This is a genomic window from Nocardia sp. NPDC003693 (genome assembly GCF_053981095.1).
Window position 1 is genome coordinate 17,242 of the sequence record NZ_JBSFNO010000019.1, and the last position, 26,954, is coordinate 44,195.

General features: G+C 68.9%; 22 protein-coding genes, 1 tRNA gene and 1 pseudogene. 16 read left to right on the forward strand and 8 right to left on the reverse strand.

The window, feature by feature from the left end; all coding sequences use genetic code 11:
- Positions 1-11 precede the first annotated feature (11 nt).
- A complete protein-coding gene (locus tag ACWDOP_RS21270; RefSeq protein WP_456346465.1) occupies positions 12-2,120 on the forward strand; it encodes a protein kinase domain-containing protein in 2,109 nt (702 codons plus the stop codon).
- Positions 2,121-2,284: 164 nt separating this feature from the next.
- Here the strand turns inward: ACWDOP_RS21270 and ectB are convergent, their stop codons facing one another.
- On the reverse strand, positions 2,285-3,550 hold the full coding sequence (ectB, locus tag ACWDOP_RS21275; protein WP_454207444.1) for a diaminobutyrate--2-oxoglutarate transaminase: 1,266 nt from the start codon (positions 3,548-3,550) through the stop codon (positions 2,285-2,287).
- Positions 3,551-3,799: 249 nt separating this feature from the next.
- Here ectB and ACWDOP_RS21280 point away from each other — a divergent pair, with 249 nt between their 5' ends.
- From ACWDOP_RS21280 to ACWDOP_RS21290, 3 genes are read left to right on the forward strand one after another with little or no spacing between them, the layout of a single operon-like run.
- Positions 3,800-4,603, forward strand: coding sequence for an ABC transporter permease (locus ACWDOP_RS21280; RefSeq protein ID WP_454207443.1), 804 nt, complete (start codon positions 3,800-3,802; stop codon positions 4,601-4,603).
- Positions 4,596-5,429, forward strand: coding sequence for an ABC transporter permease (locus ACWDOP_RS21285; protein ID WP_456346466.1), 834 nt, complete (start codon positions 4,596-4,598; stop codon positions 5,427-5,429). The genes ACWDOP_RS21280 and ACWDOP_RS21285 overlap by 8 nt, the downstream gene beginning before the upstream one ends.
- Positions 5,426-6,409 carry an ABC transporter ATP-binding protein gene (locus ACWDOP_RS21290; protein ID WP_456346467.1) on the forward strand — a complete coding sequence of 328 codons (984 nt, stop codon included), beginning with the start codon at positions 5,426-5,428 and terminating at the stop codon, positions 6,407-6,409. Before ACWDOP_RS21285 ends, ACWDOP_RS21290 begins: the two co-directional genes overlap by 4 nt.
- A gap of 320 nt (positions 6,410-6,729) precedes the next feature.
- On the opposite strand, the gene ACWDOP_RS21295 is transcribed toward ACWDOP_RS21290, so the two are convergent.
- Positions 6,730-7,050 (reverse strand): hypothetical protein, encoded by a 321-nt coding sequence (locus ACWDOP_RS21295; RefSeq protein ID WP_454207436.1) that lies wholly within the window; start codon positions 7,048-7,050, stop codon positions 6,730-6,732.
- Positions 7,051-7,501: 451 nt separating this feature from the next.
- On the opposite strand from ACWDOP_RS21295, the gene ACWDOP_RS21300 reads away from it, so the two are divergent.
- Positions 7,502-8,146 carry a DUF4254 domain-containing protein gene (locus ACWDOP_RS21300; protein ID WP_454207434.1) on the forward strand — a complete coding sequence of 215 codons (645 nt, stop codon included), beginning with the start codon at positions 7,502-7,504 and terminating at the stop codon, positions 8,144-8,146.
- A 78-nt stretch (positions 8,147-8,224) separates the two neighbouring features.
- On the opposite strand, the gene ACWDOP_RS21305 is transcribed toward ACWDOP_RS21300, so the two are convergent.
- From ACWDOP_RS21305 to ACWDOP_RS21315, 3 genes are read right to left on the reverse strand one after another with little or no spacing between them, the layout of a single operon-like run.
- Complete coding sequence (locus ACWDOP_RS21305) at positions 8,225-8,578, reverse strand: hypothetical protein (protein WP_456346468.1); 354 nt, start codon at positions 8,576-8,578, stop codon at positions 8,225-8,227.
- On the reverse strand, positions 8,579-9,727 hold the full coding sequence (locus tag ACWDOP_RS21310) for a fatty acid desaturase family protein (RefSeq protein WP_454207432.1): 1,149 nt from the start codon (positions 9,725-9,727) through the stop codon (positions 8,579-8,581).
- A gap of 48 nt (positions 9,728-9,775) precedes the next feature.
- Positions 9,776-10,837 (reverse strand): ferredoxin reductase, encoded by a 1,062-nt coding sequence (locus tag ACWDOP_RS21315; RefSeq protein WP_456346469.1) that lies wholly within the window; start codon positions 10,835-10,837, stop codon positions 9,776-9,778.
- A gap of 208 nt (positions 10,838-11,045) precedes the next feature.
- On the opposite strand from ACWDOP_RS21315, the gene ACWDOP_RS21320 reads away from it, so the two are divergent.
- Positions 11,046-11,666, forward strand: coding sequence for a TetR family transcriptional regulator (locus tag ACWDOP_RS21320; RefSeq protein ID WP_454207490.1), 621 nt, complete (start codon positions 11,046-11,048; stop codon positions 11,664-11,666).
- 4 nt (positions 11,667-11,670) lie between these two features.
- Here ACWDOP_RS21320 and ACWDOP_RS21325 read toward each other — a convergent pair whose 3' ends face one another.
- The gene (locus ACWDOP_RS21325) at positions 11,671-13,059 is read right to left on the reverse strand and encodes an MFS transporter (RefSeq protein ID WP_456346470.1); all 1,389 of its coding nucleotides are present in this window, start codon (positions 13,057-13,059) and stop codon (positions 11,671-11,673) included.
- A 185-nt stretch (positions 13,060-13,244) separates the two neighbouring features.
- On the opposite strand from ACWDOP_RS21325, the gene ACWDOP_RS21330 reads away from it, so the two are divergent.
- The 5 genes from ACWDOP_RS21330 (at position 13,245) to lysA (ending at position 18,994) form a co-directional block, all read left to right on the forward strand.
- Positions 13,245-13,823 carry a PadR family transcriptional regulator gene (locus ACWDOP_RS21330; protein WP_454207426.1) on the forward strand — a complete coding sequence of 193 codons (579 nt, stop codon included), beginning with the start codon at positions 13,245-13,247 and terminating at the stop codon, positions 13,821-13,823.
- A complete protein-coding gene (locus ACWDOP_RS21335) occupies positions 13,820-15,847 on the forward strand; it encodes an FAD-dependent oxidoreductase (RefSeq protein ID WP_456346471.1) in 2,028 nt (675 codons plus the stop codon). The genes ACWDOP_RS21330 and ACWDOP_RS21335 overlap by 4 nt, the downstream gene beginning before the upstream one ends.
- Positions 15,847-16,494, forward strand: coding sequence for a VOC family protein (locus tag ACWDOP_RS21340; RefSeq protein WP_456346472.1), 648 nt, complete (start codon positions 15,847-15,849; stop codon positions 16,492-16,494). The genes ACWDOP_RS21335 and ACWDOP_RS21340 overlap by 1 nt, the downstream gene beginning before the upstream one ends.
- Positions 16,495-16,615: 121 nt before the next feature.
- Positions 16,616-17,410: a mycolate reductase gene (cmrA, locus tag ACWDOP_RS21345; protein WP_454207420.1), complete on the forward strand. Its 795-nt coding sequence runs from the start codon at positions 16,616-16,618 to the stop codon at positions 17,408-17,410.
- Between the two features lie 243 nt (positions 17,411-17,653).
- Positions 17,654-18,994 carry a diaminopimelate decarboxylase gene (gene lysA / locus ACWDOP_RS21350; protein ID WP_456346473.1) on the forward strand — a complete coding sequence of 447 codons (1,341 nt, stop codon included), beginning with the start codon at positions 17,654-17,656 and terminating at the stop codon, positions 18,992-18,994.
- Positions 18,995-19,054: 60 nt separating this feature from the next.
- Here the strand turns inward: lysA and ACWDOP_RS21355 are convergent, their stop codons facing one another.
- Complete coding sequence (locus ACWDOP_RS21355) at positions 19,055-20,791, reverse strand: helicase HerA-like domain-containing protein (RefSeq protein WP_456346474.1); 1,737 nt, start codon at positions 20,789-20,791, stop codon at positions 19,055-19,057.
- Between the two features lie 179 nt (positions 20,792-20,970).
- Here ACWDOP_RS21355 and orn point away from each other — a divergent pair, with 179 nt between their 5' ends.
- Together orn and ACWDOP_RS21365 are read left to right on the forward strand one after the other, a co-directional pair.
- Complete coding sequence (gene orn, locus ACWDOP_RS21360; protein ID WP_454207414.1) at positions 20,971-21,603, forward strand: oligoribonuclease; 633 nt, start codon at positions 20,971-20,973, stop codon at positions 21,601-21,603.
- A gap of 54 nt (positions 21,604-21,657) precedes the next feature.
- Positions 21,658-21,730 (forward strand) — tRNA-His (locus ACWDOP_RS21365).
- Between the two features lie 58 nt (positions 21,731-21,788).
- Here the strand turns inward: ACWDOP_RS21365 and fdxA are convergent.
- Positions 21,789-22,124: a ferredoxin gene (gene fdxA / locus ACWDOP_RS21370; RefSeq protein ID WP_456346475.1), complete on the reverse strand. Its 336-nt coding sequence runs from the start codon at positions 22,122-22,124 to the stop codon at positions 21,789-21,791.
- A gap of 113 nt (positions 22,125-22,237) precedes the next feature.
- Here fdxA and ACWDOP_RS21375 point away from each other — a divergent pair.
- From ACWDOP_RS21375 to ACWDOP_RS21385, 3 genes and pseudogenes are all read left to right on the forward strand, one after another.
- Positions 22,238-22,696: pseudogene (locus ACWDOP_RS21375) on the forward strand (LysR substrate-binding domain-containing protein); the annotation flags it as partial.
- A 33-nt stretch (positions 22,697-22,729) separates the two neighbouring features.
- Positions 22,730-23,215 (forward strand): Lrp/AsnC family transcriptional regulator, encoded by a 486-nt coding sequence (locus ACWDOP_RS21380; protein ID WP_454207408.1) that lies wholly within the window; start codon positions 22,730-22,732, stop codon positions 23,213-23,215.
- Positions 23,216-23,415: 200 nt separating this feature from the next.
- Entirely contained in the window at positions 23,416-26,889 is a 3,474-nt protein-coding gene (locus ACWDOP_RS21385; RefSeq protein WP_456346476.1) for an indolepyruvate ferredoxin oxidoreductase family protein, read from the forward strand.
- Positions 26,890-26,954 lie beyond the last annotated feature (65 nt).

A 26,954-nucleotide genomic window follows, 5' to 3' on the forward strand; every position in this document is an offset into this window, starting at 1 on the left:
CAGGACGCGAGATGACCGGTGAGCACCGAACCATCGCGGTGGGCACGCGATTCGGCCCCTATCGGCTGGACCGGCTCATCGGGCGCGGCGGCATGGGCGAGGTCTATCAGGCGTACGACACGGTCAAGGACCGCACGGTGGCCATCAAGGTGCTGCCCGAGCGGCTCGCCCACGATCCGGTGTACCGGCAGCGTTTTCAGCGCGAATCGCGTGCCGCGGCCCGCCTGCGCGAAGCCCACGTGATCCCCATCCACGACTACGGCGAGATCGAGGGCAGGCTGTTCATCGACATGCGCCTGGTCGACGGCGAGGATCTGCGCGCGCTGCTCGACCGGGCCGGGCCGGGTTCGCCCGAGCGCGCGGTCGGCATCGTCGAGCAGCTGGCGGCGGCGCTGGACGCCGCGCACGCCGACGGCCTGCTGCACCGGGATGTGAAGCCGGACAACATCCTTCTCACCCGCGACGGCTTCGCGTACCTGGTGGACTTCGGCATCGCGCAGTCGGCCACCGACGACTCGCTCACCACCGACGGCGCGGCGGTCGGCTCGTTCCGCTACATGGCCCCCGAGCGCTTCACCGACCGCGACTTCACCCCCGCCGCCGACATCTACGCCGTGGCCTGCGTGCTGTTCGAATGTCTCACCGGCGCACGGCCTTTCACCGGAGATACCAATGTCCAGCTGATGCGGGCCCACCTGTTCGACCGGCCCCCGAAAGCCGGCGCCCTGCGCCCGGGTATCCCCGCGGCGCTGGACGCCGTGGTGGCCCGCGGCCTGGCGAAGAATCCCGCCGACCGCTTCCGCACCGCGGGCGAACTCGCGGTCGCGGCCCGCGCGGCGCTCACGGCCCCGCCGGAATCCTCCGGTGCACGACCGTACACCCGCGCCGCGTCGCCGTACGCCCCCGCGGATACCGCTGCGGCACAGCCCGATTCCCGCACGGTGCGTTCGGATCGACACTCGACGCGGCCACCGTCCCCGGCCGCGTCGGGTCCCGGCATCGGCCCGGCGCCGCGGGGCTCGGCCGCGAGCACCGCCGCGGACGCCCGCGAATCTCGTGACACCGGCCGGATCCGCCGCGTTCTCACCCTGCTCGGCGTCGTCGTCCTGGTCGCCGCGTCGATCGGATTCGCGGGCTGGGCGGTGACCCGGCCCGGCCTCGCGGGGACGCCGCTGCCCGACGACACCGCGCTGAACGGTCCCGACGTGGAGCTGCTCTCGATCGCGGCGGGGGCGGGGTACAAGCGGGTGAACTGCCTGCACGTGAACACCGACAACACCACGACCGCCGTGGTGTTCTGCGCCGCGAACCCCGCCGCGTCCGCGCCCACCGCCCAGTTCTGGCGCTTCCGCACGGTCGAGCATCTGCGCGACTACTACGGTCAGATCTTCCTGGGCACCTTCCGCGGCACGAACTGCCCGCACGATCCGGCGGGCAAGGACGGGGTCTCGCTCGGCATCGACGGCAAGGCGGCGGGCAGGCAGACCTGCTTCGCCGACCGCACCGTCTCCCCCGACGCGCCGCAGCCCAGCCTGGCGGTGACCAACGAATCCGCCTTGGCCCTGGCGGTTTTCAGCTGGGCGACACCGGGCGAGTCCCCGCTGCGCGACTACGTCGCCAAGAACCATCACGGCCAGTTCGTGGCGCCGGAGTACGGTCTCGATCCCGACTTCTTCACCGACGCGGACCGCGATCTGCTCACCCGCGTGGAAAAGACCTACACCCGGGCCAATTGCGTGCACTCGGACCCGCCGGTCGGCGCGGCGACAGCGGTACTGGTCTGCTCGGGCCGGGTGGGGAGTCCGTTCGTGCAGATCCTCGGGTTGCCCGACGAGCGCACCACCTCGGCCATCTATCAGGCCGACCTGGCCCAGTTCCCCGGCCGCGCGTGCGGCGGCGGCACGTCCCAGGACGCGGAGTGGCGCCGCGACGGCGCCGAGGTCGGCCGCTTTCTCTGCTACACCGACGCGAGCTACAGTCCCGCGAAATCCTGTCTGCTGGCCGCGCACACATCGGCCCGGCTGATCTACGTGATCTGCGCGCAGGCCGCGGACGATCCGGAGAACGGGCCGAAGACCGACGCCGAACTGCAGTCCTGGTTCCTGCGCAATTTCGACTGAGACGACACCGCCGAAACAGCCTGTGCCGGAACAGAGGTGATGCCGGGCTCCCTCCGCAGCTGGGAGCCCGGCACCGGTCGGCACCGGTGTGGGCGGCGCCGACGTTCGTGGTGCCCGTACGGGCACGGTCGGGGTGAGCGCGGACGCGCTCGGCGTGCCGGGCGCTAGTGCGCGCCGCGCACGATCTCCACGGCCTGGCTGAGCAGGCCGAGGCCGTGGGTGATCTCCTGCTCGGTGGTGGTCAGCGGCGGCAGCAGCTTCACCACTTCCTCACAGGGACCGGAGGTTTCGACGAGCAGGCCGAGTTCGAACGCGATCCGGCTGACCTTGGCGGCCTCGGAGGCGTCGTTCTCGAAGACCAGGCCGTGCACCAGTCCGCGGCCGCGGGTCGAGATGCCCGGGAACTCCGCGGCCACTTCGCTCAGGTGCCGGCGGATCAGTTCGCCCTTGGCCAGGGTCGCGGTCTCGAGCGCGTTGTCGGACCAGTAGTGCCGCAGGGCGACCTCGCCGGTGACGAAGGCCGCGTTGTTCCCGCGGAAGGTGCCGTTGTGCTCGCCGGGCGCCCAGACATCCAGGTCCGAGCGCATGAGGACCAGCGCCATCGGCAGACCGTAGCCGCCGATGGACTTGGACAGCGCGACGATGTCGGGGGTGATGCCCGCTTCTTCGAAGGAGAAGAAGGGACCGGTGCGGCCGCAACCCATCTGCACGTCGTCGACGATGAGCAGAATGCCGCGCGCGGAGCACAGTTCGGCCAGGTGCCGCAGCCACGCGGCGCGGGCCACGTTCACCCCGCCCTCGGCCTGGATGGTCTCCACGATCACCGCGGCCGGCTTGTCCACGCCCGAGGAGGTGTCGTCCAGGACTTTGCGCATCCACGAAAGATCGTCGCCCGCCGCGTGATAGCCGTCGTAGGGCATGGGGGTGGCGTGCACCAGCGGGACGCCCGCGGCCGCCCGCTTGGCCGCGTTGCCGGTGACCGACAGCGCGCCCAGGGTCATGCCGTGGAAGGCGTTGGTGAAGTTCAGGACGGTGGTGCGGCCGGTGATCTTGCGGGCCAGCTTGAGCGAGGCCTCGACGGCGTTCGCGCCCGTCGGGCCGGGGAACTGCACCTTGTAGTCGAGGCCGCGCGGGGCGAGCACCACGTCGCGGATCGTCTCCAGCAGACGGCGTTTGGCCGAGGTGGCCATGTCCAGGCTGTGGGTGACCCCGTCGCGCATGAGGTACTCGATGAGCGCGGCCTTGAGCACGGGATTGTTGTGCCCGTAGTTGAGCGCGCCCGCGCCGGCGAAGAAGTCGAGGTACTCCCGGCCGCTCTCGTCGGTGATCCAGCTGCCGCGCGCGGTGTCGAACACCGTCGGCCAGGACCGGCAATAGCCGCGCACATTGGATTCGAGCGTCTCGAAAACGGTCGTCTCGGCAATGGTCATCGGTGGGTCCTAGCGTCGCAGCAAAGTGAAACGAGATTGTTTCTATCACTGACGGGCGCGGAGCGCGATGGTTTTCGGCGAATCCGATGACGGCCTCGGCGAACCCGGAACGAGTGACGCAGGTCTCGCACGAGACGCGGCGAGCATAACGCCGCGAACCTTCGGTGAACACCCCTATTCCACATTTTTCGGACAGATGGCCGGATTCTTCTGGCGCGCATCCCCGTTCACTTGTAGTGTCAACCTCTTGTGCGTGCAGAGGTGGGGGTCTACTGGCGGCTGGTGAAAGCCGGTTTCCGCAGGCAGTCGTACTACCGGCTCGCCATGTTCGCCGGGCTGGTCACCAATGTCGTGTTCGGGTTCGTCCGGGCCGCGGTGCTCACCGCCGCGGTCGCGGCCAACAGCGACTTCGGCGGCTACGACCACGGCACCATCGGCGCCTACACCTGGCTGTCGCAGGGCCTGCTCGGCGCCATCGCGTTCTGGACCCTGCCCGACATCGTCGAACGCATCCGCAGCGGCGACGTCGCGATCGACTTCCTGCGACCCATCGACATCCAATTCGCCCATCTCGCGGAGTATCTCGGCCGCGCGCTGTGCACGCTCATCCCGCGCGCGCTGCCCAGCGTCGCGATCGGCGCGCTCACCTTCGGCCTGGCCATGCCCGACACCGCCGGGCCCTACCTTTTGGGCGCGATCAGCCTGCTGCTGGCCGTCGCCATCTCGTTCCTGTCCATGTTCGCGGTGTGCCTGGGCGGCTTCTGGCTGGTGGAGACGCGCGGCCTGCGGGCCCTGCACATGATCTGCGGAACCTTCCTGGCCGGGCTCTTCGCACCGGTGCACCTGTTCCCCGGCTGGTTGCAGGCCATCGCCTACGCCACCCCGTTCCCGTCCATGCTGCAGTTGCCCATCGACGTCCTGTCCGGCCGCACCGCGGGCGTCGGCGCGCTGTACATCGTTGCCGTGCAACTGTTCTGGCTCGCGACCCTCATCGCCGTCGGACAGGCGCTGCTGCGCGCGGGCCGCCGCAAACTGGAGGTGCAGGGTGGCTGAGACCGTCGATGCGGGCGAGGCCAGGCCCTCCCGGTTCGCGCCCTATCGCGCCGTCTGGGGCTCGCGTATCCGCGCGCAGCGGGCCTATCCCCTGTCCTTCGCGACCGACATCGCCGCGGCCTTCCTGATCGGGCTGCTCGAATTCGCGGAGATGTGGGTCATCTTCGCGAACGTGCCGCAGCTCGGCGGCCTGGACCTGAACGCCATGCTGCTGCTGTTCGGTCTCAGCAATACCGCCTTCGCGCTGGCAGACATGATCGTCGGGCACGCCGATACCCTGCCCACCTACATCCGCATGGGCACCCTGGACGCGTTCTACCTGCGCCCGCAGCCGCTGCTGTTGCAACTGGTGACCAGCGATATCGCGTTGCGCCGCATAGCCCGCATCGCGGTGGCGGCGACCGTGCTCGGCATCGGCATCGCCCGCAACGACATCGACTGGAGCGCGGCGCATCTGGCGCTGTTCGCGATCACGCTCGTCTCGGGTGTGGCCATCTTCGCCGGGCTGTTCGTCTGCGCGGCGGGGGTGCAGTTCTATCTCATCGACGGCGCCGAGCTCACCGGCGCGTTCACCTACGGCGGCTCGTACGCCTCGATGCAACCGACGTCGGTGTTCCCGACACCGATGAAACTCGTCTTCGGATTTCTCATCCCGGTCGCCTTCACCTCCTACCTGCCCGCCATCGCGCTGCTCGGCATACCCGGGCCCGCACTGCTGCCCGGGTGGCTGGCATGGTGCTCGCCGGTGGCGGCACTCTGGGTGTGGGTCCTGGCGCTGACCGCGTGGCGGCTGGGTACACGGCACTATCAGGGAGGTGGGGGATGACCGACGCGATCATCGAAACCAACGGTCTGACCCGGACTTTCGTACTGCGTCGCAAGGATCGCGGACTGCGCCGCACCCGCGAGGTGCTCACCGCCGTGGACGATATGACCTTCAGCGTGGAACGCGGTGCGGCCGTCGGTTACATCGGCGCGAACGGTGCGGGCAAGTCCACGACCATCAAGATGCTCACCGGCATCCTGGTGCCGACCGCGGGCCGGCTGCGCACCTGCGGACTGGATCCGGTGCGCCGGCGGCGCGAGCTGGCGAGCCGGATCGGGGTGGTGTTCGGGCAGCGCTCACAGCTGTGGTGGGATCTGCCGCTGCGCGAATCGTTCTCGATCCTGGCGGCCATTCACCGGCTCGCGCCGCGCGCGGCCGCCGCGCGCACCGAGGAACTCGTCGAGCAGTTGGAGATGGGCGGCACGCTGGACACGCCGGTGCGTCAGCTCTCCCTCGGGCAGCGCATGCGCGCGGAGGTGGCGGCGGCGCTGCTGCACTCCCCCGAACTGGTGATCCTGGACGAGCCGACCATCGGCCTGGATGTGCTGTCCAAGCAGCGATTACGGGAATTCCTGCGGCACGAGCGCACCCGGCGCGGCACCACCCTGCTGCTGACCACCCACGACATGGGCGACATCGAGCGACTGTGCGAACGGGTGCTGGTGGTCGATCACGGCAGCCTGGTCTACGACGGTTCGCTGACCGGACTGGCCGCCACGGTCGGCGCCCGCCGGGTGCTGACCGTCGACCTGGCCGAGCCCACGGCCGATCTCACCGACCTGCCCGGCGCGAAACTCCTGGACAGCGTGGGCGACGGCATGCGCCAGCGACTGGCCTTCGACACCGAGAACACCACGGCCGCACAGCTGCTCACCGCGGTCTCGGCGCGCGCGGAGGTGCGGGACCTGTCGATCGAGGAGCCGGACATCGAGGACGTGGTGCGGCGCATCTACGAGGCCGCGCCCCGGGCGCTGCGGTGAGCGCGCGAAAACGCCCCGGATGCTGATCGCATCCGGGGCGTGTACCCGAAAACCCTTCGCGGGATTAGGATTTAGCCGAAAGAACCGGTGAAGAGGGTGTTCAGGATTCCACTCAGCGCGGCCGAGCCGGTGCTGAACAGGCCGTTGAGGGCAGCGGAGCCAGTGTCGATGATGACCGGGATCATTGTTCAACCTCTCTGTTGGTTACATCGCCTGCCGGGCTTTCCAACCGGCGACGTGACCTACCCTGCCGATCGACCCTTACAGGTCCCTGGCCGGTAGCTGAGAGATTGCTGAATTGGGATGTGTCGCCCGCCACACTACTGCGGGGCGTTGGGTTCGGCCGCGTAGAGGCTGACTTCGCCGTCCTCACCCAGAAAAGCGTTGACCAGCATCGTTCCGCTGGCGCGCAGCGCCTCGGGGTCCGGCACCGCGGTGGTGACCGAAATCTGGGGCACCGCAGCCCAGTTGACGACATACCGCTCGGGCGGGCCGTTGTCGTCCGAGAGGTGGGCGAGGCGGAAAACCGACACCCGCCGGCGCACGATGAGGGTGCGCACGACTTCGGCGATTCGCTCCGGGTCTTCCAGCGCGAACATGAAACCGAACCGCAATTCGGGTGACGACGCATAGGCGGGCACGAATACCCAGGCTAATCGAGTACGCGGCGCGGCGCGTCCGGCGCGCCGGAGTAGTAGCTGTTCATGCGCTTCGGTAAACGCCTCGGCCGGCGGTCCCGGCGGACGAGCAGGCCACGACCTGTGAACGACAGCGGGCCACAGGTGTCGATCCGCCACCAAACGCAGCGCCCACGTGACCGAGTTGTAATGCTGTATAACGATTCTCCGGCAGCTTCGACGATCTAGCGCCGGATGGTTGCGCCCGTCCGACTATCGCGCTTTCCTGAATATGTCCCGTATTTTCCGGACAGTCTTCCCATCGCATCGTCGCGAAATTCCCGGTTTTTTTCCGTGCCGTTTGTGGTGGGCTGTGCATCCCGGGGTACGGGTCTGCGCCGGAGCCGAGGGGAGCCCCTCCCCGAATCCCCCTCGGCCCTGGCGCATCCACACACAACGCTGAGGGTGGGAAACCATGGCAACCGACTACACCGGAGCGGGGTTCGGGGCCGAGCTCCCATCGCCATCACTGTTGCTGCGCGCCTTCCGGGAACCCATCACCGATTCACCCGACACCGCTTCACGCAACGGCTCGCCGCATCCGCGCAGCCGCGACCACGAAGTCTTGGAAACGGCCCATGAACTGGCGCTGTGCCACGAGCGCCGACGCCGGGCCCACACCGCCGCACACGATTCGGACACCGCGGCCGGGCAGGTCGCCGAACACATCCGGCAGATCGAAGCCATCGACGAGCGCAGACTGCTGCTGGTGGCCCGCATCAACGACTGGGTGGCGGCCAACATCCCGCACCGCTCCGGAGCCTCGCTGCACACCGAGACCCTGGGCGCGGTCATCGATCGAATGGCCTCGAAATGGGTTGCGGCGCAACAGGCTCTGGGAGTTCCCGAGCCCGATGCGCCGCGTTCGAAGAGCACCGACGGGCGGATGCGACGACGCACCGGCCCGCACCTGGGCGAGGGCCGCAACGGCGACGCCGCCCGGCACGGCGTGGACAGCGAGGCGCACCTGCAGTGGTATCGCCTCGCCGAACTCGCCGACGGTTACAAGGACTTGATCACCGAGGTGGCGCAGCATCGGCGGAGATTGCCGGTCTGGTAACGACCGCCCGGCAATCTCCCCGCGCCCCAGCCACTTTCGGGTCGGACGCGCCCGGGCTACCACACCCGGGCGGTCCGGTCAGGAATTGCGGTGTTCGACGATCTCGGCGTCGATGAACTCGGACGAAGCCGAATTCGACTGCGGTGCAGCGCCGTCGGCGATCCGCGGGTCACCGGCCGGATCCTCGCCGAAGGCCGGGTCGACGTCGTCGAAGGCCGGATCCGCGGCCGTCTCGCGCTGGGCGGCAGCGTCGGCGGCGGCCGCCGCGGCGGCCTCGCGCATCTCGATCGCGTCGGTGATCCAGTCACCGATCTCCTTGGTCACATCGGCGACCGTGCCGGTGATGATCGATGCGATATTGCCGACGTGCCGTGCCCCGGACGACGTCAATTCCTGGATGAGATCCTTGTTGCTTTCGAATTTCCCGATCATTTACACGCCCACTTCGCTAGCCTGCCCCCGGCGCATCACGATAACACCGCTGGGCTGCGAATTCCCAGCCAGCACCGGCGGCAGCGCCAGCTTGAAGATCTTGGCCCAGACCGACCCGATCTGCTTACTGAACGACCCCGTGTTGTACGGCAGACCGTGCTTCTCGCACAGTGCGCGCACCTGCGGGGCGATCTCCGGGTAGCGGTTCGCCGGCAGATCCGGGAACAGGTGGTGCTCGATCTGGTGCGAGAGGTTGCCGCTCATGATGTGGAACAGCCGACCGCCGTCGATATTGGCCGAACCGAGCATCTGGCGCACGTACCACTCGCCCTGGGTCTCGTCCTCGGTCTGTTCCTGGGTGAACGTCTGTACGCCGGACGGGAAGTGCCCGCAGAAGATGATGGAGAACGTCCACAGGTTGCGCACGATGTTGGCGGTGAAGTTACCGGCCAGGGTGGACAGGAACAGCGGTCCGGTCAGCGCCGGGAAGACCACGTAGTCCTTGAGCACCTGGCGTCCGGCCTTGCGCATCTGGCCCTTGACCAGCGCCTTGATGTCGGACCACTTGCGCTTGCCCTGGACGATGTTCTCGACCTCGAGGTCGTGGCCCATGACGCCCCACTCGAAGGCGAGCATGAGCAGGAACGCGTAGACCGGGTTGCCCAGGTACAGCGGGTTCCACTTCTGCTGCTCGTCGATGCGCAGGATGCCGTAGCCGATGTCCCGGTCCATGCCGTGGATGTTGGTGTACGTGTGGTGCATGTAGTTGTGCGAGTGCCGCCACTGATCGGCCGGGCACACGGTGTCCCACTCGAACACGCGGGAGTTCAGGCCCGGTTCACGCATCCAGTCGTACTGGCCGTGCATGACGTTGTGGCCGATCTCCATGTTGTCCAGGATCTTCGACACCGACAGCGAGGCCACGCCGGCCAGCCAGAACGGGGGCAGGAAGCCCAGGTACATCAGGCCGCGCCCGGCGATCTCGAAGCCGCGCTGCGCCTTGATGATCGAGTAGATGTATTCGCGGTCGCGCTCGCCCAGGTCGGCGACGACGCGGGCGCGGATCTCGTCGAGCTCGCGGCCGATGTCCTCGACCTGCTCGGGGCTCAGTACGAGGGGACCGTCGGGGGTTTCGGTGAGGATTGCCATGATCTGTCTCCTTGATGGTGCAGATAGCAATGGGTCGGGAAGCGTGTGTCAGATGGCGATGTCGACGTCGCCGACCGCGGCGCTGACGCAGAGCTGGATGGGCTGATCCGGATCCGAGTCGAGTTCGCCGGTGCGCAGGTTGCGCGTGCAGCCGCTGACCTTGATCGAGGTGCAGGAGAAGCAGATCCCCATGCGGCAGCCGTATTCCGGTGTGAGCCCGGCGGATTCGGCCTGCTCCAGCAGGCTCACGCCGGTGTTGGCGGTGGTCTTGCCACTGCCGGAGAAGGTGGTCTCGCCCTCGACGTCGGCCGGGTCGGCCGGTGCGGCGGTGAGCGTGAACTCCTCCGAATGCAGTCGGTCGGTGAGCTGTTCGGCCTCGTAGACGGTGCGAACCGCCTTCATCAGGCCGGGCGGGCCGCACAGGTAGGTCTGCGCCGTCGCGAACCAGGGCGCGAGCCGCTCGAGCTCGTCGTACCCGAAATTGGGGTCCTGTCCCAGTTCGGGGTACAGCAGTTCGACCTGGATGTTGTTGTGCTGCATGGCGATCGCCTCGAGCTCGGTGCGATGCGGCACCCATTCGGGCGAACGGTTGTAATGCAGGAACAGCACCCGGCCGTCATACCCCTCGTTGGCCAGGGTACGCAGCATCGACAGCGCCGGGGTGATGCCGCTGCCGCCGCTGAGCAGAATCAGCCGCTCCGGCCGCTGCTCGGGCAGGGCGAAGACGCCCATCGCCGGCGAGAGGTCGACGACCATGCCGGGAATCGCGTTCTCGTGCAGGTAGTTCGACACCAGCCCCTGCGGGTGCGCCTTGATGGTGAGCTCGATGTGGCGGTCCCGGCGGTTCGCCGCGTTGACCGGCGAGTAGCAGCGGGTGTGGCGGATGCCGTCGATGACGACGCCGATCTGCACGTACTGCCCGGCCTCGTGCCCGGACCACTTGCGATTGGGGCGCAGCGTGAGCGTCACCGAGCCGACCGCGCTCCGTCGCACGTGCGTGATCTCGGCGCGCAGGTCGCGCAGCGTGAGGGTGGGGCGGACCAGCTCCAGGTAGCGGTCCAGCGGGTGCGGACTGGTCAATGTCTGCACGAGGTCGATGAGTCCAACCATGCGGGCCTCCTGTCGCATCATCGGGGGCTTGCCGGTGATGCCTCGCATTCATTCGATGCGCACCGGATCGGGAGCCGTTCGAGACTCTCTCAATTTCGGTGTACATCTGTACACTCATCTAGTCTGCCGGGTAGGGCCCGTCCAGTTCAACCGGCAGTTCATGTGACGCGCACGACATCTGAGCAAGGGGACGAATGTGAACGAATGTATGCTCATCGACGTGAGCGAGCAGGCAGCAACCAGAGTCGAGCGCAAGGAGCGCACCCGTTCCGCGCTACTCGAGGGCACCCTCGCACTCGCGGCCGAACGCGGTTTCGCGGCGCTGAGCCTGCGCGAGATCGCCCGGTCGGCCGGCATCGTCCCGACCGCGTTCTACCGGCATTTCGCCTCGCTCGAGGAACTGGGCACCACGCTCGTGGAAGAAGGTGTGCGGCAGCTGCGCCTGGCGCTGCGTGAAACCCGCCGCAACCCCGACGCCGGGCTGTCCGCGCCCGTCCGCTTCGTCTTCCAGCAGGTGGACGAGAAGCGCGACCTGTGGGGCTTCCTGATCCGGGAGCGGCACGGCGGCTCGGCGAGCCTACGCGGCGCCATCGCGGTCGAGATGCAGCTCATCGTGCGCGAACTGGTCGTGGACCTGTCCCGGGTGCGCGCCCTGGACGCCTGGTCCCCCGATGACCTGGAGCTGGCCGCCGATCTCATCGTCTCCACGGTCGCGGATCGCATCGCGGACTACGTGGTGGCCGAGGCCCGTGATCGGCCGCGCATCGCCGAGCGCGCGGTGCTGCAGGTCCGGCTGATCGCACTGGGCATGGCGTCCTGGCGGACCTAGGGGGTCATCGCCCCTTCAGGTCCGCGTGGCGCACCGGCAGGAGCGCGACCAGGCCCGCGATCAGGACGAGCACCAGGCCGATGATGCCGAAGCGCTCGGAATCGGTGACCCACACGAACACCCCGAACATGGTGGGCGCCAGGAACGACACGGCGCGGCCCGTCGTCGTGTAGAGCCCGAACAGCTGACCCTCCCGGCCGGGCGGCGCGAGACGCGCGAGGAACGATCGCGAGGACGCCTGTGCGGGACCGACGAATCCGGCCAGCGCCAGCCCGAACACCCAGAACAGCACCGGACCCGACACCGCGAGCAGCACCAGTCCGCACACGATCATGGCGGCCAGCGACACCACGATCACCGGCTTGGGGCCGACGCGATCGTCGTACCGCCCGGTGGCCAGCGCGCCGATGGCGGCCACCACGTTCGCGGCGATGCCGAACAGCAGCACGTCCGAATCGTGAAAACCGTAGACGCGCACCGCGAGTACCGCGCCGAAGGTGAACACGCCGGCCAGGCCGTCGCGAAAGATCGCGCTGGCGATGAGGAACCACACCGTGCGGCGATCGGTGTGCCACAGCTCGCGGATATCGCGCCACAGCACCCGGTAGGACGTGCCGATGGCGCGCAGCCACCCCAGCGGGCCGCGCGAGCCCCGCACGCCGTCCGAAACCCGCACGGCCGCACCCGGATCGGCGTCGGTGCGGGGCACCTCCGGCACCCGGAAGAACAGCGGCAGCGCGAAGATCGCGAACCACACGGCGGCCAGCAGCACCACCAGGCGGATGTTGAGGCCGCCCTCGGTCGTGACGCCGAGGACGCCGCGGGTGTCGCCCTTACCGGCGATGAAACCGACGTAGCAGATGAGCAGCAGCACGATGCCGCCGAAATAGCCCATGGCCCAGCCGAATCCGGAGATCCGGCCCACCGTCACCGGGGTCGACACCTGGCGCAGCATCGCGTTGTACGGCACGCCGGCCAGTTCGAAGGTCACCGTGCCCAGCGCCAGCAGCACCAGCCCGAGCCACAGGTAGTGGTAGTCGTCGCGGACGAAGAACATCAGCGCCATGAGCAGCACGGTCAGCGCGGTGAGCACCCCGAGGGAGAACTTGCGCCGCGCGGCGGCGTCGAACCACTGTCCGCTGACCGGGGCCGTCACCGCCACCAGCAGCCCGCCCGCACCCAGCGCCCAGCCCAGCCAGGCGCTGGCCGAGACGCCGCCGGGCAGGTTCTCGCCGACCTTGTCCGTCAGGTACACCGAGAAGACGAAGGTCAGTACGAGGGCCTGGAACGCCGACGATCCCCAGTCCCAGAGTCCCCAGGCGATCACCGGACCGCGTCCCGTGGCCTGCCCGACCGCCTCGTCGCCCGCGGCCCGTCCGGATGCTTCCGCCATGCGCGCAGACTAGGCGACCGCGCGCGTCCCGTCGTGCCGAATCGCACAGTCCGCGCACCCGGCGGAGCCGCCGCGCGCACCCGGCACCGGACCGTGTGCGCCCGGCACACCGGGGACCACGCGACGCGCGGCCGACTCTATGCACTAAATTGCATAGTACGTACCGTCTCAGTTACCCTCGTCGCATGGCCCTCGAACACGCGCTGCTGGTATCGCTGACCGAACGCGCCAGTTCGGGCTATGACCTCGCGCGGCGCTTCGACAAATCCATCGGCTTCTTCTGGAACGCCACCCACCAGCAGATCTACCGCGTGCTCAAGCGTATGGAAGAACAGGGCTGGGTGAGCGCCGAAGCCGTGGCGCAGGAGGGCCGCCCCGACAAGAAGGTGTACACCGTCAGCGACGCGGGCCGCGCCGAACTCACCCGCTGGATCGCCGAACCCAGCGACACCGGCCCGATGCGCAACGAACTCGGCGTGAAACTGCGCGCCGCCGCGCTGGCCGACACCCCGGCCCTGATCGCCGAATGGCGGCGCCATCGCGACCAGCACGCCCAGCGGCTCGAGATCTACCGCACCTTCGAGAAGACCGATTACCCCGACCCGGACCAGCTCTCCGGGCGAAAACTGCACCAGTACCTGGTTCTGCGCGGCGGAATTCGCGTCGAACAGGGATTCGTCGACTGGTGTGACGAAGTACTCGACGCCCTCGAACGCGACTCAGCCCGGTCGCAGGCGTCCGACCCGAAAGGCACTCGGCGATGAGCGCTTACCCGCATCTGTTCGAACCCCTGGACCTGGGATTCACGACGCTGCGCAATCGCGTGGTCATGGGTTCCATGCACACCGGTCTCGAGGATCGGGCCTGGCACACCAACCGGCTCGCGGCGTACTTCGCCGAACGCGCCAAAGGCGGTGTCGGCCTCATCATCACCGGCGGCTACGCCCCCAACCGCACCGGCTGGCTGATGCCCTTCGGCGCGAAGCTGACCAACAAGACCGAGGCCTACCGCCACCGCGCCATCACCAAGGCGGTGCACGCCGAGGGCGGCAAGATCGCGCTGCAGATCCTGCACGCGGGCCGCTATTCCTATATGCCCGGCAGTGTTTCGGCATCGGCCATCAAGGCCCCGATCAATCCGCTGAAGCCGCGCGCGCTCTCGTCCAAGGGCGTCGAGCAGACCATCGACGACTACGCGCGCTGCGCCCACCTGGCCAAGTTCGCCGGGTACGACGGCGTCGAGATCATGGGCGGCGAAGGCTATTTCATCAACCAGTTCCTCGCGCCGCGCACCAACCGGCGCAAGGACAAGTGGGGCGGCAGCTCGGAGAACCGGCGGCGCATCGCCGGGGAGATCGTGCGCCGGGTGCGCAAGGCCGTCGGACCCGACTTCATCATCGTATTCCGTTTGTCCATGGCCGATTTCGTCGAGAACGGGCAGACCTGGGACGAGATCGAGGCCGTGGCCAAGGACGTCGAGGCCGCTGGCGCGACCATCATCAACACCGACATCGGCTGGCACGAGGCACGGGTTCCGACCATCGTGACCTCGGTGCCGCGCGGGGCGTTCGTGAAGTGGACCGCGAAGGTCAAGGACGTGGTGAGCATCCCGGTGTGCGCCTCGAACCGGATCAACATGCCCGAGACCGCGGAGGAGATCCTCACCCGCGGCGACTCGGACCTGGTGTCGCTGGCGCGGCCGCTGCTGGCCGATCCGGACTGGGCGCGCAAGGCCCAGGAGGCGCGCGATGACGAGATCAACACCTGCATCGCCTGCAACCAGGCCTGCCTCGATCACGCGTTCCAGATGAAAACCGTGTCCTGCCTGTTGAATCCGCGCGCGGGCCACGAGACCGAGCTGGTGCTGCTGCCCACCCGGCGCACCCGCAAGTTCGCGGTCGTCGGCGCGGGGCCGGCCGGCCTGTCCACCGCGGTGAGCCTGGCCCAGCGCGGGCACCGGGTCGATCTGTTCGAATCCGACGACAAGATCGGCGGCCAGTTCGACATCGCGCGCCGCATCCCGGGCAAGGAAGAGTTCAACGAGACCATCCGCTACTTCACGCGCCAGCTCGAGATCACCGGTGTCAGTGTGCATCTGAACACGCGGGTGGACGCGGCGCGGCTCATCGCGGGCGGTTACGACGAGATCGTGCTCGCCACCGGCGTCAAGCCGCGCATTCCCAACATCCCGGGCGTGGACCATCCCAAGGTCCTCACCTACGCCGAACTGGTGCGCGACGGCAAGCCGGTCGGCAAGAAGGTCGCGGTCATCGGCGCGGGCGGCATCGGCTTCGACGTGAGCGAATTCCTCACCGTGGAAGGCCATCCCAGCCTGAAGCTGGACGAGTGGGAAGAGGAGTGGGGCGTGACCGAGGATCCGGACGCGCGGGGCTTCCTCACCGCGCCCAGGCCCTCTCCCGCCGCCCGCGAGGTGGTGCTGCTGCAGCGCAAGTCCTCGTCCTTCGGCAAGGATCTGGGCAAGACCAGCGGCTGGGTGCACCGGGCCGCGGTCAAGGCCAAGGGCGTGGAGCAGATCGGCGGCGTGAACTACGAGCGGATCGACGATCGCGGCCTGCACATCAGCTACGGCGAGAAGCGCGAGCGCCCCACCGTGATCGAGTGCGACAACGTGATCCTGTGCGCCGGACAGGAATCCGTACGCGACCTGGAGGCCCCGCTCCAGGAGGCCGGGGTGAAGTTCCACCTCATCGGCGGCGCCGACCTGGCCTCGGAGCTCGACGCCAAGCGCGCGATCAACCAGGGCACCCGCCTGGCCGCGGCGCTGTAATGCCGAACCTCACCCGCCTGGGCCTGCCCGGATCCGAGCAGGCCTGGGCGGCACTGGGTTTCACCGTCACCGACGGCACGTTCCGGGTCGGGCAGGTCACCTGCGTCCTGGGCGAGGCCGCCTGGGGCTTCGACGAAACCCACGCCGCCCCGGACACTCTCGGTGTGCCGTACCTCGGCGCTGCCGAGCCGAGGACCGCCGGAACGCTGCGTCCCGAACCCGGCGTCTCACCACGCGAGCATGCCGGGGACGACGACGTAGCGATCGCGCACCCGAACGGCGTCACCATCATCGACCACGTCGTCTATTGGGCACCGGAGATGGATGCCGCCGTCGCCGATCTCTCGGCGGTACTGGGCATTCCACCGCGCCGCCGCTTCTTCCCGCGCGGCCCCGAAGGCCCCGAGATGGCCTTCTACCGCGTCGGCGAGCCCTTCATCGAGGCGGTGGCCTCCGGCCTGCCCCCGGCCCTGGTCGGCGTCGCGTTCCTGACCACCGACCTGGACGCGGCGGTGGCCGCCGTCCGCGCGACCGGCGGTCCCATCGGCGATCCGAAGCCCGCGGTCCAGGGCGGCCGGATCGCCGGCGTCTGGCGCGGCCACGTGAACTGGGGCATCGCCTTCATGGAACCCAAACCCCGCCCCTGATCATCGCGACTCGTCGAGCCCCCGCCGATTTCGGCGGGGGCTCGCGCGGTTACGGCCCGGAGCGAATTCGCTTCGCACTCGCCCTCCGCGCGCGGGCCGACTATGGGTAGGCTTCGCCCTCGTGAGCTTGCCTGCGCCTACCGCTGAAAATCGTGCCGTCGTCACCGGGTCGTCCTCCGGGATCGGGGTCGCCCTCGCCGAAGAGCTCGCCTCGCGCGGGTACTCGCTGATTCTCGTGGCGCGGCGGGAGGAACTGCTGACCGCGCTGGCGGAGAAGCTGACCAAGAAGTACGGGATCGTCGCCGAGGTGCGGGCGGTCGACCTGTCCAACCGGGAGCAGCGCGCGCCGCTGGCCAAGGAGCTCGCGAGCCGCGACATCGCCATTCTGTGCAACAACGCCGGCGTGGCGACCTTCGGCCCGCTGGCCAAGCTGGACCTGGACTACGAGCGCGACATCATGGAGCTCAACGCCGTCGCCGTGCAGGACCTGACCCTGGCGGTGCTGCCGAACATGATCGAGCGGCGCAGCGGCGGCATCCTGGTCACCGGCTCGGCGGCGGGCAACATGCCGATCCCGAACAACGCCACCTACGCCGCCTCCAAGGCCTTCACCAACACCTTCGCCGAGTCGCTGCGCGGGGAGATGAAGGAGTACGGCGTGCACGTCACGCTGCTGGCTCCCGGCCCGGTGCGCACCGACAACCCGGATCAGGACGAGGTCGGCAGCAAGATCCCGGAGTTCATCTGGGTCACCGCCGCGCACACCGCCAAGATCACCATCGACGCCCTCGCGCGGAACAAGATGCGCGTGGTCCCGGGCCTGATCAGCAAGGGCATGAGCCTGGCCGGGCAGTTCGGGCCGCGCGCGATCACCTCCGTGGTCGCGGGCGCCGCGTACAAGAAGCTCGGCGGCTAGTCCGGCCTCGTACGACGTCGCACGGCCCGATCTCGCAGGCGGTCAGCCCGGCGGGATCGGGCCGTTCCCGTGTCGGCGCACGCGCTCGTGCCTTCCGTCCCACCCGGCTCCCCGACCGATTTCCGTCAAGATCGGGTTCGCACCCGTCAAGGCGGCGTAGCGACTCGTCCACGACCACGTGTAGCGGCGTAGTCCTGGAGTCGGCCCCGCCCACCGAACGACGGGGACGACACAGGAGACACCGTGACGCTGCTCGACATCTTCCCGTCGCTGCGGTCGGGAGGCATGCTGCCCCGCCTGGATCCGGCGGTGTGGCCGCGCGAAACGCACTACGACCCCGACGGTCGCATCACCGTCGGCGGGGTGGCCCTGGCCGATATCGCCGATCAGTACGGCACCCCCACCTACGTGCTCGACGAGGGCGAGATCCGCGAACGCTGCCGCGCCTACCGCCGGGCGTTCCCGGACGCCGAGATCATCTACGCGGGCAAGGCCCTGCTCACCCGAGCGGTCGCGGAATGGATAGGCGATGAGGGCCTATCCCTGGACGTGTGCTCGGCGGGCGAACTCACCACCGCCCTGGCCTCCTGGACCGATCCGCGCCGAATCGTGTTGCACGGCAACGGCAAACCCTTCGCGGAACTGGAGACCGCCGTCAACTGTGGCGTCGGCCGGATCGTGATCGACTCGCTCACCGAGATCCCGCTGCTGGCCGCGCTGGCCACCCGCCCGCAGCAGGTGCTGCTGCGCATCTCCCCCGCCATCGACGTGCACGGTCATCCGGCGGTGCGCACCGGTGTCACCGACCAGAAATTCGGGTTCCCCATCGGCAGCGATCTGGTGGCCGAGGCGGTGGAACGCATTCTGCGCCAGCCCAATCTGGATCTGATCGGCCTGCACTGCCACATCGGCTCGCAGATCTACGATCCCTTCCACTACGGCGAGGCCGTGCGCCGCATGGTCGGCGAGATGGCCCGCATCCAGGCCGCCTTCGGCATCACCCTCGGCGATCTCGACCTCGGCGGCGGGCACGCGGTCGCGTACCGCAGCGGCGACGCCGAGATGAACCTGGCCGAACTGGCGGACGTCATCGACGACGGCCTGGACGCGGCCTGCGCCCGGCACGGCTTCCCGCGCCCGAAGATCGCGCTCGAGCCGGGCCGCGCCATCGTCGCGCGCGCCGGGGTGACGCTGTACCGCGTGCTGTCCGTCAAGCACATCGAGGGCCGCACCTTCGTGACCGTGGACGGCGGCATGAGCGACAACCCGCGCGTCGCGCTGTACGGCGCGCACTACGAGGCGGTCGTGGCCAATCGGCACCCGACCGGGGAGCAGATGACCGCGACCATCGCCGGGCGCTACTGCGAGGCCGGGGACATCCTGGCCACCGGCATCCGGCTGCCCGCCGACCTGCGCCCGGGCGAGGTGCTGGCCATGCCCTGCACCGGCGCCTATCACCACAGCCTGGCCTCGTCCTACAACGGCGTCGGCCGCCCGCCGATCGTCGCGGTCGGCGACGGGCAGAGCCGGGAGCTGGTGCGGCGCGAGACCATCGAGGATCTGCTCGCCCGCGACGTGGGATGAGCGGGTGCGGCGGGCCCGATTCGGTTGCGGCACAAGCCGCAACCGAATCCGGCGAACGCGTCAGCGCTTCCGGGTGCCGAAGATGCTGCGGCTGATCTCCCGGCCGGCGACCGTGGCCGCCGAGCGCAGGAAGTTCTTGAACGCGGTGTTGTTCACGATCTTCTCCGCCATGGATTCGTCGATCGGCTCCGCCTTGGCCCGGCCGCGCGCAGGGGGCGCTTCCGGAGCCGCCGCGGCGGCGGCCGCGAGCTTCTCGGCCAGGATCTCGTAGGCCGAATCCCGGTCGATGGTCTGTCCGTACTTGCCGTACAGCGTGGACTGCTGTGCGCGGGAACGGATTCCGTCGTCACCGATGGTGTCCATGAGCGAGCGCGGCGGCTGCATGCGCGCCCACGCCACCGGGGTCGGGGCGCCCTTCTCCGAGAGCACCGTGACCACGGCCTCTCCGATACCCAAAGAGGTGAGCGACTTTTCGAGGTCGTAGACCGCGGTCTTGGGGTAGGTGCGCACCGTCTTGGACAGCGCCGCCTGGTCCTCGGGGGTGAAGGCGCGCAGCGCGTGCTGGATGCGCGCACCCAGTTGCGAGAGCACCGGATTGGGGATGTCGGTGGGCAGCTGGGTGCAGAAGAAGACGCCGACGCCCTTGGAACGAATGAGTTTGACCGTCTGCTCGACCTGCTGCAGGAACGCCTTGGACGCCCCGGTGAACAGCAGGTGCGCCTCGTCGAAGATGAAGACCAGCTTGGGTTTGTCCATGTCGCCGATCTCCGGCAGCGTCTGGAACAGATCGGCGAGCACCCACATGAGGAAGGTCGAGAACATCTGCGGGCGCGCGGCCTGCGCGCCGAGTTCGAACAGGGTGATCACGCCCTGCCCGCCGGCCACCCGCAGCAGGTCCGCCGGATCCAGCTCCGGCTCACCGAAGAAGGTGTCGCCGCCGTCGGCCTCGAGGTTGACCAGTGCGCGCAGGATGACGCCGGCGGTGGTCGCCGAGACGCCGCCGATGCCCTTGAGCTCCTCCTTGCCCTCGGGACTGGTCAGGAACGTGATGACCGCGCGCAGGTCCTTCAGATCGAGCAGCGGGAAGCCGTTCTGATCCGACCAGTGGAAGATCAGCCCGAGCGTGGATTCCTGGGTCTCGTTGAGCCCGAGCACCTTCGACAGCAGGATCGGGCCGAAGGAGGTGATCGTGGCGCGGATCGGCACCCCGATGCCGTCGGTGCCCAGGGAGACGAACTCGCACGGGAAGCCCGTCGGCTTCCAGTCCGGATCACCGGTTTCCTGTGCGCGCGTGCGGATCTTGTCGTTCTCCTGGCCGGGCTGCGCCAATCCCGAGAGGTCGCCCTTGATGTCGGCCACCACCACCGGAACCCCGGCGGCGGAGAGCTGTTCGGCGATGCCCTGCACGGTCTTGGTCTTGCCGGTGCCGGTCGCGCCCGCGATGAGGCCGTGCCGGTTCATGGTTTTCATGGGGATGCGCACCCGCGCGTCGGGGTGCACGGTCCCGTTCACGATGACGGTGCCGAGTTCGAGGGCCAGGCCCTCGAAGGCGTAGCCCGCCGCGATGCTCTGCGCGGCGGCGGTGTCGGCGGCGGCGGGGGTCGCGTCGGCGGCGGCGGCCTTGCCCGCGCCGGTCTTCGACCCCTGCGCCGGCTCGGCCGCGGCCTTGTCGGCCGCTTCCTGTGCCGCGGCCTCCTGTTCGGCGGCCTCGGCGGCCGCCGCCGCTTCCGCAGCGAGCCGCGCCGCGTCCTCGGCGGCCTTCCGTGCCGCCGCTGCCTTCTCCTGCGGGGTGGTCATCGCGCTTCCCTCCGTCTGCTCTGCCAACTGCGACTGCTCCGACGAACTGCCCAACCAACATGCCGACCGCCTGGTTCTCGCGGCGCGCTGGCAAAGATAATGCCCGGTCGAACGGCAAGAGTGGGCCGACGCGGCCGGGCGCGGGGGTCGGGGAAGGCGAAACGACTACCCTTTCCCAGGTGTCAGACAAAGTGGTGTGGATAGATTGCGAGATGACCGGCCTACGCCTGGACAGCGACAAGCTGATCGAGGTCGCCGCGCTCGTGACCGACAGTGACCTCAATATCCTCGGCGAGGGTGTGGACATCGTGATCCACGCCGACGACGCCGCCCTCGCAGCCATGCCGCCGGTGGTGGTGGAGATGCACGCGCGCTCCGGGCTCACCGACGAGGTCCGGCGCTCCACGGTCACCCTGGCCGAGGCCGAGCAGCAGATCATGGACTACATCAAGCAGTACGTGCCGACCCCGCGCACCGTGCCGCTGGCCGGCAATTCGATTGCCACCGATCGCGGTTTCCTGGCTCGCGACATGCCCACCCTGGACGCGCACCTGCACTACCGGATGATCGACGTCAGCTCGATCAAGGAGCTGGCCCGCCGCTGGTACCCGCGCATCTACTTCGGCCAGCCGGAGAAGGGCCTGTCGCACCGCGCCCTGGCCGACATCAAGGAGTCCATCAAGGAGCTCCGCTACTACCGCCGCACCGCGTTCGTCCCCGCCCCCGGCCCGTCGACCGCGGAGATCGCCGCCGTCGCCGCCGAACTGAATGCCGAAAAGCAGACCGAAAATACGACCCAACCAGCCGATTAGGTTCTCGGCGCCGGGTCGCGCTACGATCTATCGCGCCGGAAACAACCGGCGATGGTGACCGTAGTTCAGTTGGTAGAGCACCAGGTTGTGATCCTGGCTGTCGCGGGTTCGAGTCCCGTCGGTCACCCGAGAACGAAGGCCCCGATCTCCGGATCGGGGCCTTCGTCGTTTTCCGCGCTCCCGCGCTACGGCCGGAAGTTCGCGATGTACTCCGTATCCGCGCCCACCGCACCGACTCTCGCGGCGCCGCCGGGAGAACCGACGGGCTCGGTCCGGCCCGGGAGGACGTCGGTGAAGAACCGTGCGTTCTCGGTCACGAAATCCTCCTGCCCGGGCGGCATGTCGTCCTCGTAGTAGATCGCCTCGACGGGGCAGGCGGGTTCGCAGGCGTTGCAGTCGATGCACTCGTCGGGCTGGATGTAGGCCATGCGGCCGCCGACATAGATGCAGTCGATGGGGCATTCCTCCACGCAGGCGCGGTCGAGCACATCCACGCAATCCGCGCCGATGACGAAAGTCATTGCAAGCCTCCCTGGAGATCGGTGCCCGCCGGTTCGAGAAGGTGCAGGGGCACGGTTCAACCATCGCGGGGACGGGGCCCGGCGGTAGCCGGCGAACGGTGCGCACCTCATAAGGGCCGCATCCGCCGGCCGAGCTGGTCAGCCGGGTCCTGGGCGGCGACGACCTGGTGGTCGTGGTCGCGCCCGGGCACCCGTGGGCGCGGCGCACCGCGGTGACCGTCCCCGAGCTGGCCCGCACCGCCCTGCTGTGGCGCGAACCCGGCTCCGGCACCCGCGACACGGTGTGGGAGATCCTGGCCGCCACCGCCGAACCCGCCCGCCCCGCAGCCGAATTGGGCTCGGCCGCCGCCATCCTGGCGACCGCGCGCGGCGGCCTCGCCCCGGCCATCCTGAGCGGCCTGATCGCCGAACCCGACCTGCGCTCCGGCGCACTCGTGGCCGTCCCCGTCGCCGACGCCGCCCTCACCCGCAAGTTCCGGGCGGTCTGGCGCCGTCAGGCCCCGCCCGCGGACCCCGCCGACCTGCTCGTGCGCATCGCCGAACAATTCGAACGACCGCCCGGCGCAGCCTGAATTCGCACCGGAATCGCTGTGCCAGAATGCGGCATGACCATCAAGATCGACGCATTGGATTCCGCGCTGCTGGCGGAATTGGCGCGCGACCCGCGAACGCCGATCCTGGAATTGGCGTCCCGGCTGGGGGTCGCCCGCAATACCGTGCAGGCCCGGATGAAACGCCTGGAATCGGCCGGGGCGGTGCGCGGCTATCCGCCGAACGTGGATCTGCAGGCCCTGGGTTTCGCGGTGCACGCCTATGTCGGCGTGGAACTCGATCAGAACAAGATGGACGCCATTGTCGAAGCGCTGCGCGCGTTTCCGAACGTCCTGGAAGTGCACGCCACCACCGGCCGCGCCGATCTGCTCGTGCGCATAGCGGCCCGGTCGCAGCAGGATCTGCTGGCGATCATGCAGCAGGTGCACACCATCGCCGGCGTCAAACACACCGAGACGATGCTCGCCCTGGCCACGCCGATCGAATACCGCTGCCTGCCGCTGGTCGAGCATTTGACCCGAAATCCCGGCACGCCCTGATGTGATGCGGATCTCTTCGCGCTCGAGCAGAATGCTGCCCGCTCGCGAGTGCCGCAGATCACTTTTGAGCAGTCTGATCAGTTTTTCGACCGACTGTTGACACCCTCACCCCATCCCGGCAAGTTTCGCTGCACCGATTGCTTTACGTCCCTTCGTTCGCAGCTCACGACCTGGGCTGTGGGAAGAGTGGTGAGTAGTTCATGACCAGCGTTGCCTGCCCGTCCTCGCTACCGCGGACCACCGCGCCGTACGAGTTGGCCGACCGCTACCGCTCGGGCTCCGGCCCGGTCCTGCTCACCGGCGTTCAGGCCATCGCCAGACTGCTGGTCGAACAGCACGTGCGCGACATGCGCGCCGGGCACCGGGTCGCGACCTTCGTCTCCGGCTACCAGGGTAGCCCGCTCGGCGGGGTCGACAAGATGCTGCTGGGCATGCCGACCGTGCTCACCGAACACGACATCACCTTCGTGCCCGGCTTCAACGAGGAACTGGCCGCCACCGCGGTCTGGGGCAGCCAGGCCGATCTACCCGCGGGCAATCCGACCCACGACGGGGTCGTCGGGGTCTGGTACGGCAAGGGCCCGGGCGTGGACCGCGCCACCGACGCGATCCGGCACGCGAACATGTACGGGGTCAACGCCCGCGGCGGGGTGCTGCTGCTGGTCGGCGACGACCCGGCCTCGAAATCCTCGACGGTGCCCGCGGTCAGCGAACGGTCCCTGGCCGCCATGGGTGTGCCGGTGCTGTTCCCGCGCAACGCCGAAGAGATCATCACCATGGGTATGCGGGGCGTGGCCCTCTCGCGCGCCTCGGGCTGCGTGGTCGCGCTCAAGATCGTCGCCGATGTGGCGGACGGCGCGTGGACCGTGGACGGCTCGGTCGCCGACCTCACGGTGACGGTGCCCGAAGTCCACTGGGAGGGCAAGCCTTTCCGCTACCGGCAACGGCCCATGGCGGCACCGACCGACAGCGTGCTCGCCGAGGCCGATCTGTACGGCCCGCGCTGGGATGTGGTGCGCGCCTTCGGGGCCGCGAACAACCTGGACGTGATCGAGGTCGACCCGCCCACGGCGCGTCTCGGAATAGCCGCCACCGGAACCACTTTCGACGCCGTGCGACAGGCCCTGCTCGACCTGGGCGTCGACGAGGCCGCCCTGCACCGCGCGGGCATTCGCCTGTTGCGCATCGGCATGCCGTATCCCCTGGGCGCACAGCAGGTCACCGAATTCGCCTGGGGGCTGGAGCAGATCGTGGTGGTGGAGGACAAGACCGCCTTCATCGAAACCCAGATGCGCGAGATCCTCTACGGCACGGTCGCACCGCCGCGCATCGTCGGCAAGCTGGACGAGCGCGGCGCGGCGCTCATGCCCTCCGACGGCGAACTCACCCCCGGGCGACTACTCGGGCCGCTGCGCCGGGTGCTGCGCGATCGCGTCGAGCTGAAAAAGGCCGCTCCCCCGGCACTCTCGCTGGAAGTGCTCGCGGCCAAGCGCACCCCCTACTTCTGCAGCGGCTGCCCGCACAATCGTTCCACCGCGCTGCCCGAGGGCTCGATCGGCGGCGGCGGGATCGGCTGCCACACCCTGGTCACCATGTCCGGGCGCGGCGACAGCGCGGTCACCGGGCTCACCCAGATGGGCGGCGAGGGCAGCCAGTGGATCGGGCAGGCCCCGTTCACCGATGTCCCGCACCTGTTCCAGAACATCGGCGACGGCACGTTCTTCCACTCCGGGCAGCTGGCGGTGCAGGCGTGCGTGGCGGCGGGGGTGAACATCACCTACAAGGTGCTGTGGAACGAAGTGGTCGCCATGACCGGCGCGCAGGACGTGGAGGGCGGGCTCACCGTCGCGGGACTGACGCACAAGCTCACCACCGAGGGTGTGCGCCGCATCATCATCTGCGCCGATGATCCCAAGCGGCACAGGCGGCGTGCGCTGGCCCCGGGCACGCTGCTGTGGCACCGCGACCGGCTCGACGAGGCGCAGCGGCTGCTGCGCGAGGTCGAGGGCGTCACCGTGATCATCTACGACCAGCACTGCGCGGCCGATGCCCGCCGTCAGCGCAAGCGCGGCACCCTGCCCACCCGGAACACCCGCGTGGTGATCAATCAGGCGGTGTGCGAGGGCTGCGGCGACTGCGGCACCAAGTCCAATTGCCTGTCGGTGCAACCGGTCGAGACGGAGTTCGGCCGCAAGACCCGGATCGATCAGACCTCCTGCAACACCGACTACAGCTGCCTGGACGGTGACTGCCCGTCCTTCGTCACCGTCGAGGTATCCCCGGACAAGAAGGGCCGCAAGGGTTCCGGGCGTACGACCGCCGAACCGCCGGCCGTAGCCGACCTCGCGTTCGGCGCACCGGTCGGCACGCAGAACGTGCTGCTCGCGGGCATCGGCGGCACCGGCATCGTGACCGTCAATCAGGTACTGGCCACGGCCGCGCTGCGCGCCGGGTACGAGGTGGAGAGCCTGGATCAGATCGGACTGAGCCAGAAGGCCGGTCCCGTGGTCTCGCATCTGCGCTTCTCCACGACCGCGCTCGAACCGTCGAATCGACTCACGCCCGGCAGCGCCGACTGCGTACTGGCCATCGATCTGCTGACCGCCGCCGATCACCGCTACCTGCAGTACGGCAATCCGGCGGGCACCATCACGGTGGCATCGACGAGCGAGACGCCGACCGGGGACATGGTGTACGACCGGTCCGTCGCGCATCCGCCGGTCGCCGATCTGCTGGATCGCCTTGCGACCGTGTCCCGTTCGCTGCATCACTTCGACGCGCTCGCGGCCGCGGAACAGCTGTTCGGCACCACCGCGGCGGCGAACTTCCTCATGGTCGGCGCGGCCGTGCAGACCGGCGGGCTGCGGCTGCCCGCGGCGGCGATCGAGGAGGCGATCGGCATCAACGGCGTCGCGGTGCCGGCGAATATCGCGGCCTTCCGCTGGGGGCGGGTGGCGATCGCGGATCCGGCGGCCTTCGCGGCGGCGGTCGACGCGGTGCGAGCGCCGGCCCGCGTGCCCGCGCTTCCCGCGAATCTCTTGGCGGACACCCCCTTCGAGGGTGAGGTACGCGAACTCGTCGAGCGCCGGGCCGGCGAGCTGGTCGCCTACCAGAACGTCAAGGTCGCCCGCCGGTACCTCGATACGGTGCGGCTGGCGTGGTCGGCCGAGCGCGCGATCACCGACCGCACCGACTTCAGCGCGGCCGTGGCGCGGGGACTGTTCAAGTTCACCGCGTACAAGGACGAGTACGAGGTGGCGCGCCTGCTGGTGGATCCGGCCTTCCTGGCCGAGGTCCGGGCGCAGGTGCCCGGTGGCGAGAAACTCACCTACAAACTGCATCCGCCGGTCCTGCGCGCGCTCGGTCGCAAGAAGAAGATCGGGCTCGGGCCGAAATCACATGTGGCGCTGAAGGTTCTCGCCAAGGGCAAGGTCCTGCGCGGCACGCGACTGGATCCCTTCGGCTACGCGCACGTGCGAAAGGTGGAGCGGGAGTTGCTGTCCCACTACACCGGCCTGGTGCGGCGGCTCGCCGCCGAGCTCGACACCGCGGGCTACGACACCGCGGTCCGGGCCGCCGGACTACCCGATCTCGTGCGCGGCTACGAGGACATCAAGCTCGGCACCGTCGAGCTCTACCACTCCGGACTGCGGGAGCTCGGCATCGACTACTGATCCGGCTCCGGCACGTCCGAGGTCCGGATCACCCGGTCGCATGAGGGGCGACCGGGTGATCGGGA

Coding starts and splice junctions, on each gene's coding strand:
- ACWDOP_RS21340 (WP_456346472.1), top strand. CDS start 15,847: ATGCCGAACCTCACCCGCCTGGGCCTGCCCGGATCCGAGCAGGCCTGG.
- ectB (WP_454207444.1), bottom strand. CDS start 3,550: ATGACCATTGCCGAGACGACCGTTTTCGAGACGCTCGAATCCAATGTG.
- ACWDOP_RS21380 (WP_454207408.1), top strand. CDS start 22,730: ATGACCATCAAGATCGACGCATTGGATTCCGCGCTGCTGGCGGAATTG.
- ACWDOP_RS21325 (WP_456346470.1), bottom strand. CDS start 13,059: ATGGCGGAAGCATCCGGACGGGCCGCGGGCGACGAGGCGGTCGGGCAG.
- ACWDOP_RS21335 (WP_456346471.1), top strand. CDS start 13,820: ATGAGCGCTTACCCGCATCTGTTCGAACCCCTGGACCTGGGATTCACG.
- ACWDOP_RS21355 (WP_456346474.1), bottom strand. CDS start 20,791: ATGACCACCCCGCAGGAGAAGGCAGCGGCGGCACGGAAGGCCGCCGAG.
- ACWDOP_RS21385 (WP_456346476.1), top strand. CDS start 23,416: ATGACCAGCGTTGCCTGCCCGTCCTCGCTACCGCGGACCACCGCGCCG.
- ACWDOP_RS21315 (WP_456346469.1), bottom strand. CDS start 10,837: ATGGTTGGACTCATCGACCTCGTGCAGACATTGACCAGTCCGCACCCG.
- ACWDOP_RS21305 (WP_456346468.1), bottom strand. CDS start 8,578: ATGATCGGGAAATTCGAAAGCAACAAGGATCTCATCCAGGAATTGACG.
- ACWDOP_RS21290 (WP_456346467.1), top strand. CDS start 5,426: ATGACCGACGCGATCATCGAAACCAACGGTCTGACCCGGACTTTCGTA.
- ACWDOP_RS21330 (WP_454207426.1), top strand. CDS start 13,245: ATGGCCCTCGAACACGCGCTGCTGGTATCGCTGACCGAACGCGCCAGT.
- ACWDOP_RS21320 (WP_454207490.1), top strand. CDS start 11,046: ATGCTCATCGACGTGAGCGAGCAGGCAGCAACCAGAGTCGAGCGCAAG.
- fdxA (WP_456346475.1), bottom strand. CDS start 22,124: ATGACTTTCGTCATCGGCGCGGATTGCGTGGATGTGCTCGACCGCGCC.
- ACWDOP_RS21270 (WP_456346465.1), top strand. CDS start 12: ATGACCGGTGAGCACCGAACCATCGCGGTGGGCACGCGATTCGGCCCC.
- ACWDOP_RS21300 (WP_454207434.1), top strand. CDS start 7,502: ATGGCAACCGACTACACCGGAGCGGGGTTCGGGGCCGAGCTCCCATCG.
- ACWDOP_RS21310 (WP_454207432.1), bottom strand. CDS start 9,727: ATGGCAATCCTCACCGAAACCCCCGACGGTCCCCTCGTACTGAGCCCC.